This is a genomic window from Bradyrhizobium sp. STM 3809 (assembly GCF_000239795.1).
In the GTDB taxonomy this organism is placed as follows: domain Bacteria; phylum Pseudomonadota; class Alphaproteobacteria; order Rhizobiales; family Xanthobacteraceae; genus Bradyrhizobium.
In genome coordinates, this window is the sequence record NZ_CAFJ01000197.1 from 1 (window position 1) to 10,984 (window position 10,984).

General features: G+C 66.0%; 8 protein-coding genes. 6 read left to right on the top strand and 2 right to left on the bottom strand.

Translation table 11 applies throughout. The features are described from left to right. Positions 1 to 171: 171 nt before the first annotated feature. The 4 genes from BRAS3809_RS10880 to BRAS3809_RS10895 all read left to right on the top strand — a co-directional run bounded on the left by BRAS3809_RS10880 (position 172) and on the right by BRAS3809_RS10895 (position 6,808). Positions 172 to 837, top strand: coding sequence for a protein-L-isoaspartate O-methyltransferase family protein (locus tag BRAS3809_RS10880; protein ID WP_008962145.1), 666 nt, complete (start codon positions 172 to 174; stop codon positions 835 to 837). Positions 838 to 1,123: 286 nt separating this feature from the next. Continuing rightward, positions 1,124 to 2,509 carry a TolC family outer membrane protein gene (locus BRAS3809_RS10885; RefSeq protein ID WP_008962146.1) on the top strand — a complete coding sequence of 462 codons (1,386 nt, stop codon included), beginning with the start codon at positions 1,124 to 1,126 and terminating at the stop codon, positions 2,507 to 2,509. Between the two features lie 379 nt (positions 2,510 to 2,888). Then, positions 2,889 to 3,644, top strand: a complete 756-nt coding sequence (locus BRAS3809_RS10890; protein ID WP_008962147.1) for a PopZ family protein — start codon at positions 2,889 to 2,891, stop codon at positions 3,642 to 3,644. Between the two features lie 299 nt (positions 3,645 to 3,943). Next, a complete protein-coding gene (locus tag BRAS3809_RS10895; protein ID WP_008962148.1) occupies positions 3,944 to 6,808 on the top strand; it encodes a valine--tRNA ligase in 2,865 nt (954 codons plus the stop codon). A gap of 109 nt (positions 6,809 to 6,917) precedes the next feature. Here the strand turns inward: BRAS3809_RS10895 and BRAS3809_RS10900 are convergent, their stop codons facing one another. Continuing rightward, on the bottom strand, positions 6,918 to 7,541 hold the full coding sequence (locus BRAS3809_RS10900) for a DNA-3-methyladenine glycosylase (RefSeq protein ID WP_035656031.1): 624 nt from the start codon (positions 7,539 to 7,541) through the stop codon (positions 6,918 to 6,920). 134 nt (positions 7,542 to 7,675) lie between these two features. Between BRAS3809_RS10900 and lipA the strand changes: the two genes are divergently transcribed. Together lipA and BRAS3809_RS10910 are read left to right on the top strand one after the other, a co-directional pair. Next, positions 7,676 to 8,635: a lipoyl synthase gene (gene lipA, locus BRAS3809_RS10905; protein WP_008962150.1), complete on the top strand. Its 960-nt coding sequence runs from the start codon at positions 7,676 to 7,678 to the stop codon at positions 8,633 to 8,635. Between the two features lie 10 nt (positions 8,636 to 8,645). Further along, a complete protein-coding gene (locus tag BRAS3809_RS10910) occupies positions 8,646 to 9,119 on the top strand; it encodes a type II toxin-antitoxin system RatA family toxin (protein ID WP_008962151.1) in 474 nt (157 codons plus the stop codon). A 386-nt stretch (positions 9,120 to 9,505) separates the two neighbouring features. On the opposite strand, the gene BRAS3809_RS10915 is transcribed toward BRAS3809_RS10910, so the two are convergent. Next, positions 9,506 to 10,768, bottom strand: coding sequence for a methyl-accepting chemotaxis protein (locus BRAS3809_RS10915; RefSeq protein WP_008962152.1), 1,263 nt, complete (start codon positions 10,766 to 10,768; stop codon positions 9,506 to 9,508). Positions 10,769 to 10,984 lie beyond the last annotated feature (216 nt).

The window sequence follows — 10,984 nt, forward strand, 5'->3', positions numbered from 1 at the left end:
TCGGCCGGCTGGCCGTTGTGATCGAGTAGTCGGTCGTCCGCGCAGCGCTTGCAGCAGTCCAGGGACCTGGGCGCGCATCCGGTTGAACCGCGTGTTGCCTTTTCGGAAGCCTTGTACCAAAAGGTTGCGCAGATCGTTCGCGGTCCATCCGCTTTGCTTGCAGGTCTGCTCATGTCTTCATTCGCGACGGCGCGTCAGAAAATGGTCGATGGTCAGGTTCGGACCAATGACGTCACCGACCACCGCGTGCTGGATGCGTTGCTGACCGTGCCGCGGGAGGCCTATGTCCCCGCGGACCGTCAGGCGCTCGCCTACCTCGATCTGGACCTCGACGTGTCCGACGCCGGTGCGACGAAGCGATTCCTGATCAAGCCGATGCTGACCGGCAAGCTGCTGCAGGCCGCAGAGATCAAGCCGACGGATGACGTGCTCGTCGTCGGCTGCGCGACCGGCTATCTTGCGGCGCTGGCGGCCAAGCTCGCCGGCAGCGTGACCGCGACCGAGGTGGATCCGGCCCTGGAGGGGCGCGCCAAGCAATTGCTGGCCGGCGCTGCCGGCTGCCCGGTCACGATTCGCGTCGCACCGTCGGTGCAGGGTGATCCGGCCGATGGCCGCTTCGACGTGATTCTGCTGAACGGCGCCACCGAGATCGCCGTCGACGGGCTTTGTCACCAGTTGAAGGAAGGTGGCCGCCTGGTCGGCGTGTTTGCGAAGAACCGACCCGCCCGCGCCATGATCTTTACGCGATCCCATGGTGACGTCGGCAGCAGGGTGTTGTTCGATGCCGCGGCGCCGGTTGTTCCCGGTCTCGAACGGGTCCCCGAGTTCGTGTTCTGATTTTCAGGGCGCTTCGACAATCCCAGTGAAATCGCTGCGCGCGGGTAACCGCCTGCGCAAGGCGGCTGTGCTGAGTCCTCTTCGTGGCTTCGGGTCGTCGAAATTCTGTGTCAAATCAGGAGTGTGGCCCGGATGCTGCACGTGGAGAGATTTCAGCATGAGTTCCAGGTGAGGGTGGTTCCGTTGCGCTTGCATGGGGAATAAGGTGCGAGGTGCGCGGGAGTCTCTTCAATCGGTTACGGCCCGGCTCTGGCGTTCGAGCCGGTAACGAAAGAATGGAACAGGGATGTTTGGGGTGAAGCTCGTTACCGCGGCGGCGGCTGCGGTTCTCGTGATGGCTTGTGCAGGCCCGGCGCCTGTGCTGGCCGACACGATCGAGGCTGCGCTTGTGCGCGCTTATCAGAACAACCCGCAACTGAACGCGACGCGGGCTCAGGTGCGTTCTGTCGACGAAGGCGTCCCCCAGGCTCTGTCGGGATACCGGCCCAAGGTCAATCTGACGGCGTCGGCCGGATACTCCTACACCGACGCGAAGACGATCCCCGACGGTCCGCCGGTGAGCGGTGCGCAGCGCCCGCGTAGCGTCGGTCTGACGGTCAACCAGACACTCTATAACGGGCAACAGACCGCGAACGGCGTTCGCAAGGCTGAGGCCAACGTGTCGGGCCAGCGCGAAGCCCTTCGGGTCCTGGAGCAGCAGGTTCTGTTGCAGGCCGCGACGATCTACATGGACTACCTGCGGGACGCGGCGATCGTCGAAGTCCAGCGCAGCAATACGCGCGTGCTCGAGCAGACGCTCAAGCAGACCCGCGACCGCTTCAACGTCGGCGAAGTCACCCGAACGGACGTGGCGCAATCCGAGGCCCAGCTCGCGGCTGGTCGTACCCAGCAGCTCACGGCGGAGGCGAACCTCACCGCAACGCGTTCGAACTTCCGACGCATCATCGGCAACGATCCCGAGAATTTGGCTCCGGGATCGCCGGTGGATCGGTATCTTCCGCCGACGTTGCAGCAGTCGATCGAGACGGCGCTGACGGAAAGCCCGAGCGTGACGGCGGCGATGTACGGGATCGACGTGCAGTACCTGGACGTCAAAATCAAGGAAGGCGCGCTGCTGCCAACCGTGACGCTCCAGGCTTCGGCGACGCAGTCGTATGAAACGGCCCTGACATCCTATCGCGCCTTCAACGCGGCCGCGACGGCACAGCTCAACGTTCCGATCTACCAGGGCGGCGCGGAATACTCCTTGATTCGGCAGTCGAAGGAGACGCTGGCGCAGCAGCGCCTGGCGCTCGAACAGACCCGCGATCAGGCCCGTTCCGATGTGGTATCCGCCTGGGGCAAGCTGCTTGCTGGCAAGGCCCAGGTGCAGTCCGCACAAGCCCAGGTCTCGGCCTCTGAGATCGCCCTCAACGGCGTTCGCGAGGAGGCCAAGGCTGGTCAGCGCACCACCCTTGACGTCCTCAATGCTCAGCAGGCCCTGGTCAACGCGCGGGTGTCGCTGGTGACGGCCCAGCATGATCGGGTCGTGGCGTCCTATTCCGTGTTGCAGACCGTCGGACGGCTCTCGCCGCAGGTGCTGAACCTGCCGACGACGACCTACGATCCCAGCGTGCATTACCAGCAGATCCGCGACAGCTGGGCGGGTGTACGGACGCCGGATGGCCGTTAGTAAAACCTTAATATCAAGGCAGATCCCTCGGTCCTTGGCCGGGGGATTTTTTTATGGCACATGCTGTGGTTGTGATGAATGCACGGCGCTTGAGGGGCGAGCTCCGTGCTCCACCGGTTCGCGGCCGGCGTTGCTTGCATTCATTTGTTGCCATGACATAGCCTCAAAATGGCCGCCGAACGATTCGGACTACGTCGGATGTTCATCCAAGAATAGACTCCGATCTGGCCAGTATCGTTCTGTTGTTCTGCATCGATTAGGGCCTGGTCCGGAGACAAGTCGGCATGTTCGTTGAGAAGTCCGAGCCTCTTGGATCTGGCGCCCGTGACTGTGGCGCCAAGCCGGCCCGTTCGGCAGCGTTGCTGATTTGGAGTCGGAAATGACGCAGCCTGCGAAGGTCCAAGAACCCTCCATGGAGGAGATTCTGGCGTCGATCCGGCGCATCATTGCCGACGACGAGGGCAAGCCGCAGGCCGCGGAGAAGGCGGCTGCCCCGGAGCCTGCCAAGGCCGAGAAGCCTGCTGCTGCAGCGCCCGCGCCGGCACCAAAGCCGGTCATGAACGACATCCCGCCCTCCAAGATTGCGGCAGCCGCTCCGAAGCCGGCACCGGCGCCGCCGCCGGCAGCGGCCAGCAACAGCCAGGACGACATTGACGCATTGCTGGCGGGTTTGGATGACACGAGTCCGGCCGTACAGGCTCAGCCGGCGCAGCCGGAGCCCGAGCCGGAACCAGAAGTACTCGAGTTGACGGACGACATGGCCGTGGCACCACCGACTCCTGCTCCCGCTCCATCTCACGCACCGGCCGCCGCATCCTTCCGCAAGGTGGATCCGCAGGACGACATCGAGTTCATCGAGTCCGGGCGGCTCAACCAGAAGAGCGCCAGCTTCGAATCCTCGTTCGAGTCCGCCGCGCCGCGGCAGCCGATCATGGCGCCGTCGACGGTCAACGCGGTCGAATCGGCCTTCAACGCACTCGCCAATACGGTGCTGAGCAACAACGCCCGGACGCTCGAGGATCTCGTCAAGGAGATGCTGCGCCCGATGCTCAAGTCCTGGCTGGACGACAACCTGCCGGCCCTGGTCGAGCGGATCGTCAAGGCAGAGATCGAGCGCGTCTCGCGCGGCCGCTGAAGCCTGCGACCCAGTTCGGCTTGGCCGGAAGGTCGCCGCTGCGGCTGCCGTTCCTCGATCGATATGAGCCGCTGCTGTTGACTTGGCGGGCTGCGGCGGCTTTCTAGCCCATTCAAGCTGATGTCGGCCGGGTGGACGGGCGCGGGCTCCCACCGGGCGCGGCCGCCGGCCGGACATCAGTGCAAAAAGAGCCCGAGCCCCAACAGCTTGCGGGAGCTTTTTCAGGTCGCGACCAAAGACCCGGACGAGTTCCGCGATAGACCGAATTGGACGGCGGCGCTGCGCCCGCCGGAAATGTCATGATCGAGAAGAATTATCAGCCCGCCGACCTCGAAGGGCGCATGTCCCTGATCTGGGAGGATGCCCGCGCATTCTCCGCCGGCCGCCCCGACCGCCGCGGTGCCGATCCCTTCACGATCGTCATCCCGCCGCCGAACGTGACCGGCTCGTTGCACATGGGGCACGCGCTCAACAACACCCTGCAGGACATCCTGTGCCGGTTCGAGCGCATGCGCGGCCGCGACGTGCTGTGGCAGCCCGGCACCGACCACGCGGGCATCGCCACCCAGATGGTGGTCGAGCGCCAGCTGATGGAGCGCCAGCAGCCGGGCCGCCGCGCGATGGGCCGCGAGAAGTTCCTCGCCCGCGTCTGGCAGTGGAAGGACGAGAGCGGCGGCACCATCATCAACCAGCTCAAGCGCCTCGGCGCCTCCTGCGACTGGGGCCGCGAGCGCTTCACCATGGACGAGGGCCTGTCCAAGGCCGTCGTGAAGGTGTTCGTCGAACTGCACCGCGCCGGCCTGATCTATAAGGACAAGCGGCTGGTCAACTGGGACCCGAAGCTCCTGACCGCGATCTCCGACCTCGAGGTCCAGCAGATCGAGGTCAAGGGCAACCTCTGGTACCTGCGCTATCCGATCGAAGGCAAGACCTTCAGCCCGGAGGATCCCGCGAGCTTCATCGTCGTCGCCACCACCCGTCCCGAGACCATGCTCGGCGACAGCGCCGTGGCCGTGCATCCCGACGACGAGCGCTACCAGCATCTCGTCGGCAAGCGGGTGATCCTGCCCTTGGTCGGGCGCGAGATCCCGATCGTCGCCGACACCTATTCCGATCCGGAGAAGGGCACCGGCGCGGTCAAGATCACGCCGGCGCACGACTTCAACGATTTCGAGGTCGGCCGACGCCATGGCCTGCCGCAGATCAGCATCCTCGACCGCGAGGGCTGCATCGCGCTGGTCGACAACGAGGACTATCTGCGCGGCCTGCCCGAGGGCTCCGAGGAGTTCGCCAGGGAGTTCCACGGCGTCGAGCGCTTCGCCGCGCGCAAGAAAATCCTGGAGCGGCTGGAGGCGTTCGGCTTCCTCGAGCGCGTCGAGCCGAACACGCACATGGTGCCGCATGGCGATCGCTCCGGCGTCGTGATCGAGCCGTACCTGACCGACCAGTGGTACGTCGACGCCAAGACGCTGGCGCAGCCGGCGATCGCCGCCGTCCGCTCCGGCGCGACGACGTTCGTGCCGCGCAACTGGGAGAAGACCTATTTCGACTGGATGGAGAACATCCAGCCCTGGTGCATCTCGCGCCAGCTGTGGTGGGGCCATCAGATCCCGGCCTGGTACGGCCCGGACGGCAAGGCCTTCGTCGCCGAGACCGAGGAGGAGGCCGTCTCCCACGCCATCGCCTATTACGTCGAGCAGGAGGTCATCACGGCCGAGCAGGGCCGCGAGATGGCGCTCGACCGCAACAAGCGCGCGGGCTTCATCACGCGCGACGAGGACGTGCTCGACACCTGGTTCTCCTCGGCGCTGTGGCCGTTCTCGACGCTCGGCTGGCCCGACGACACGCCCGAGGTGAAGCGCTACTACCCGACCAACGTGCTGGTCACGGGCTTCGACATCATCTTCTTCTGGGTCGCCCGCATGATGATGATGGGCCTGCACTTCATGAAAGAGGTGCCGTTCTCGACCGTCTACATCCACGCGCTCGTCCGCGACGAGAAGGGCGCCAAGATGTCGAAGTCGAAGGGCAACGTCATTGATCCCCTCGCGCTGATCGACGAGCACGGCGCCGACGCGCTGCGCTTCACGCTCGCCGCGATGGCTGCCCAAGGCCGCGACATCAAGCTGTCGACGCAGCGCGTCGACGGCTACCGCAAGTTCGCCAACAAGCTCTGGAACGCCAGCCGCTTCGCCGAGATGAACGGCTGCGCGGTGACGGACGGTTTCGATCCGGCCTCGGCCAAGGAGCCGCTCAACCGCTGGATCGCCCACGAGGCGGCGGCGGCGACGCGCGAGGTCACCGAGGCGCTGGAGGCCTACCGGTTCAACGATGCGGCCAACGCGATCTACCGCTTCGTCTGGGACGTCTATTGCGACTGGTATGTTGAGCTGTCGAAGCCGACCCTGCTCGGCGAGGACGGCCCGGCCAAGGCCGAGACGCGGGCCATGGTGGCCTGGGCGCGCGACGAGATCCTTAAGCTGCTGCATCCCTTCATGCCCTTCATCACCGAGGCGCTGTGGGAGTCGACCGCCAAGCGCGACGGATTGCTGACGCTGTCGCCCTGGCCGCATCGCGTCGACACGCCGACCGTCGCCGAGATCGCCGCGCTATCGGCTGCGAGCTTCGGCGATCCGCTGGTGCCGCCGGTGCTGGTCTCGTTCGATGCCGCCAGCTTCAAGGACGAGGCCGCCGAGGCCGAGATCGGCTGGGTCGTCGATCTCATGAGCTCGATCCGCTCCGTCAGGGCCGAGATGAACATCCCGCCCGCGACCCAGATCCCGCTCGTCCTGGTCGGCGCATCCGCCGAGACCAAGGCCCGGGCGCCGCGCTGGCTCGATGCCATCAAGCGCATGGTGAAGATCTCCGATCTCACCTTCGCCGACACGGCCCCAGAAGGCTCTGCCCAGCTCGTCGTGCGCGGCGAGGTCGCCGCGCTGCCGCTCAAGGGCATCGTTGATCTCGCCGCCGAGCGCACCCGCCTCGGAAAGGAGATCGCCAAGGCCGAGGCCGATATCGAGCGCGTCGACAAGAAGCTGGGCAACGAGAAGTTCGTCGCCAACGCGCCGGAGGAGCTGGTCGAGGAAGAGAAGGAGAAGCGCGAGGCGGCGCTGGCCCGCAAGGCCAAGTTCCAGGACGCGCTGTCGCGGCTGCAGGGCGTCTGACAGACGTTCTCTTTCCTTCGTCATTCCGGGGCGATGCGAAGCATCGAACCCGGAATCTCGAGATTCCGGGTCTGGTCCTTCGGACCATCCGGGAATGACGCCCCAGCAGTTAGCCCGGAAACGGCTTGCTCAAGAACCGCGAGCCCTTCAGGCCGAAGCGCCAGGGCAGCTCCACCGCCTTTGTGATGCCGATGCGGATGCCGGTGACGACCTCGACATCGCCTGATCGGGCGAACAGCTCGATCGGAGGCTGATCGAGGGGCAGGCCGTTGTGCGCGATCGTGACGCCCATCGCCTCCGTCAGCTTGCCCGGCCCGGAGCACAGCATCCGCACGTCCTCCAGTCCGCGGCGGCGCTTCATCTCCTCGGTCCCCAGCGTCGGCTCGATCGCCCGGATCAGTACCGCGCTGGCCGAGCCCTCCGGCTCGCAGACGAAGTTCACGCACCAATGGATGCCGTAGGAGCGGTAGACATAGGCGAAGCCCGGCGGGCCGAACATCACCTGGTTGCGCGGCGTCGGGCCGCGGAACGAATGCGCCGCCGGGTCGGTGTGGTGATACGCCTCGACCTCGACGATCACGCCGCCGACACCGTCGACGAGGAACGTCGCCCCGATCAGCTCGGGGGCCACCTGGAGCACGTCGCGGGCGAAGAACGCCCGCGTCAGACGCTTGCCCGCGCCTCGGGCCCGAGACCGTGAAACTGCGGGAGTTTTTGCCGGTTTTTGCGCCATTCTCGAGAAAATCTGCCGGGATGAGCGCCCGCCGGCGCTGCCCATATCTGCCATGCCCTGGTATCCTCGGCCAGCCGGTTGCGGCGCAGCCCGCCACGGAATAGCTAGGGCGCAACAGAGATTTGCTGGGTCCCATGGTCACCATCGTCGACATCAACGCGAACACGCCGCTGCGCCCCCGTCACCCCGAGAAGGTGAACCGGCCGGACTCGGTCTCGCCGGCCAAGCCGGCCTGGATCCGCGTCAAGGCGCCGACCACCCGCGGCTATGCCGACACCCGCAACATCGTGCGCGAGAACGGCCTCGTCACCGTGTGCGAGGAGGCCGGCTGCCCGAACATCGGCGAGTGCTGGGACAAGAAGCACGCCACCTTCATGATCATGGGCGACACCTGCACCCGGGCCTGCGCCTTCTGCAACGTCAAGACCGGCATGCCGGCCGCGCTCGACGCCGGCGAGCCGGAGCACGTTGCGGAAGCGACCTTCAAGCTCGGCCTGACCCATGTCGTCGTCACCTCGGTCGACCGCGACGATCTCGCCGATGGCGGCGCCGCGCATATCGCCGCGACCATCCGCGCCATCCGCGCGAAGTGCCCGACCACCACGATCGAGGTGCTGACGCCCGACTTCCTGCGCAAGGATGGCGCGCTGGAGCAGGTCGTCGCCGCCAAGCCCGATGTCTTCAACCATAATCTCGAGACCGTGCCGTCGCGCTACCTCTCGGTCCGTCCCGGCGCGCGCTACTTCCACTCGATCCGGCTGCTGCAGCGGATCAAGGAGATCGATCCGACCATCTTCACCAAGTCCGGCATCATGGTCGGACTCGGCGAGCAGCGCCACGAGGTGCTGCAGGTGATGGACGATCTGCGCTCGGCCGAGGTCGATTTCCTGACCATCGGGCAGTATCTGCAGCCGACCAGGAAGCACCACGCCGTGATGAACTACGTCACGCCGGAGGAGTTCTCCAACTACGAGACCGTCGCCTACACCAAGGGCTTCCTGATGGTGTCGGCGAGCCCGCTCACGCGCTCCTCGCACCATGCCGGCGACGACTTCGCCAAGCTGAAGGCCGCGCGCGACGCGCTTGCGCGCTGATCGAGACGAGATGCCGAGATTCTCCAACAAGCGGCGCGTGCCGCACACGGCCGAGCAGATGTTCGACCTCGTCGCCGATGTCGAGCGTTACCCCGAGTTCGTGCCGTTGTGCGAACGGCTGGTGGTGCGCCAGCGCAATCCGAAGCCCGACGGCACCGAGGTCGTCGTCGCCGACATGACGGTGTCGTTCAAGCTGGTCAAGGAGACCTTCACCAGCCGCGTCACGCTCGATCGCGCCAAGCGCAACATCCTGGTCGAGTATGTCAGCGGGCCGTTCTCGAGCCTTGAAAACCGCTGGAGCTTCGAGCCAAGGGGCGAGGGCGCCTGCGAGGTGACGTTCTTCATTGCGTATGAGTTCAAGAGCCGCATGCTGGCGATGCTGATGGGCTCGATGTTCGACACCATCTTCGCGCGCATGTCGGCGGCGTTCGAGAAGCGGGCAGATGCGATCTACGGGCGCAAGCCGGCGGTGTCGCCGACGTAACCCTTTCCCCCTGCCTTTCAGCAGAGACCACCGCGGGCGCCTCACTCTCAGTCGTCATCCCCGCGAAAGCGGGGATCCATAACCACAGGATCGCGTGTGGCCGCACGCGCGCAACTCCGATCTCGCCTCACCACATCTGCTGCGGCGTATGGATCCCGGGTCGGCGCCTCCGCGGCGCTTTGCGCCGCTGCGGCTTGCCCGGGATGACGGCGGTGGGTGAGGCTGGTGGCCTGCCAACTCACACCGAGCGCTGTACAACATCACAGCGGATCAACCGCTGCTCGAACAGCGTCGGTTTGAGATTCCTATCCACGTTTCAAACAGCTGCTCCTCGACATCGTCACGGAGCCGGTCTGATCGCGGACCCGCCAGCCTGCGATCGCAACCTACGCCGCCTGCACGGCGGTCAAGAAGTCCTTCACCTTGCTGCGGAGATCGTCGGCGTGCCTGGCAAGTTGCCCGGCGGCACCCAGCATCTGCCGCGCGGCGCCGCCGGCGGACTCCACCGTCTGGCTGACCGAGCCGATATTGGTGGCGACCTCGCGGGTGCCGCTGGCGGCCTGGCTCACCGAGCGGGCGATCTCCTGCGTCGCGTGGCCCTGCTGGTCGACCGCCGTCGCGATGGTCTTGGCAATCTCGCTGATCTGGCCGATGGTGCCGCCGATGCCCTGGATCGCCGCCACCGTGTCGCTGGTGGCGCGCTGCATCGCGCTGATATGCGCCGAGATCTCGTCGGTCGCCTTGGCGGTCTGGCTCGACAGGCTCTTCACCTCCGAGGCGACGACGGCAAAGCCGCGGCCGGCATCGCCGGCGCGCGCCGCCTCGATTGTGGCGTTCAGCGCCAGCAGGTTGGTCTGGCTGGCGATCGCGTTGATCATGTCGGTGACGGCGCCGATCTTGGCGGCGGCATCCGCCAGGCTGTTGACGAGATCATTGGTGCGCGACGACGCCTCGACCGCCTCGGCGGCGATGGTCGAGGAGGTGGCGACCTGGCGGTTGATCTCGCTGACCGAACTCGACAGCTCCTCGGTCGCGCCGGCCACCGACTGCACGTTGGAGGACGCGGAGTTGGACGCCTGGGCGACCAGCGCCACGCGCTGCGCGGCCTGGTCGGCGGTGGTGGTCAGCGACGCCGCGGTGGTCTCCACGTCACGCGAGGCGCCGGAGATGGCGTTGGCGATGGCACCGACCGAGGTTTCGAAATCCTTGGCGATACGGTCGAGCACGCGCTTCTTCTCCTCGCGCGCGGCGACCAGGTCGGACAGGTCGCGGCGGAAGCTGAAGACGTAGGTCTGCCCCTCGATCGTGGTCGGCACCAAGGTGATCTGCACCAGCGCCGGGCTGCCGTCGGCGCGCTTGGTGGTCCATTCGAAGCTCGCATGGCCTTCGCGCTTGGCCTTGGCGTCCATCTCCTTGACCATGTCGGCGGAGCGCTTGCCGTTGGGCTGCACCTCCGGCGCCATCGTCGCCGGCGAGCGCGACAGCAGGTCCTGCTTGCTGCGGAAACCGCCGAAACGGACCGCAGTCTCGTTGCAGGCGATGATCTTGCCCTCGGACATCACCAGGATGGCGTCGCGATGGCGTTCGAACAGCTCGGCCATCAGAAGGTTGTGCGTGCGATCAGCCGACTTGCCGGAGAAGAAAGCCATGGGAGGTCCCGAATCCACTGTCTGAGAACAATGTGCGAGTCGTAGCAGGGCAAAATTAACCAAAACCTTTCGGCGCAAGGGTCGCGCTCCCGTATTGTTGGGATCGGCGGCCCGGACATTTACGGGTGTGTCGCGACAGCAGACGAGGCTGTGCCTCCCGCGGCGCGAAGGCGCTCGGGTTTCTGGTTCGACGCCCCCTCGGAAATCACGAGGGCA

Bases quoted from the DNA above. Each gene is read 5' to 3' on its own strand.
- BRAS3809_RS10880 (WP_008962145.1), top strand. From the start codon at position 172: ATGTCTTCATTCGCGACGGCGCGTCAGAAAATGGTCGATGGTCAGGTT.
- BRAS3809_RS10885 (WP_008962146.1), top strand. From the start codon at position 1,124: ATGTTTGGGGTGAAGCTCGTTACCGCGGCGGCGGCTGCGGTTCTCGTG.
- BRAS3809_RS10890 (WP_008962147.1), top strand. From the start codon at position 2,889: ATGACGCAGCCTGCGAAGGTCCAAGAACCCTCCATGGAGGAGATTCTG.
- BRAS3809_RS10895 (WP_008962148.1), top strand. From the start codon at position 3,944: ATGATCGAGAAGAATTATCAGCCCGCCGACCTCGAAGGGCGCATGTCC.
- BRAS3809_RS10900 (WP_035656031.1), bottom strand. From the start codon at position 7,541: ATGGCGCAAAAACCGGCAAAAACTCCCGCAGTTTCACGGTCTCGGGCC.
- lipA (WP_008962150.1), top strand. From the start codon at position 7,676: ATGGTCACCATCGTCGACATCAACGCGAACACGCCGCTGCGCCCCCGT.
- BRAS3809_RS10910 (WP_008962151.1), top strand. From the start codon at position 8,646: ATGCCGAGATTCTCCAACAAGCGGCGCGTGCCGCACACGGCCGAGCAG.
- BRAS3809_RS10915 (WP_008962152.1), bottom strand. From the start codon at position 10,768: ATGGCTTTCTTCTCCGGCAAGTCGGCTGATCGCACGCACAACCTTCTG.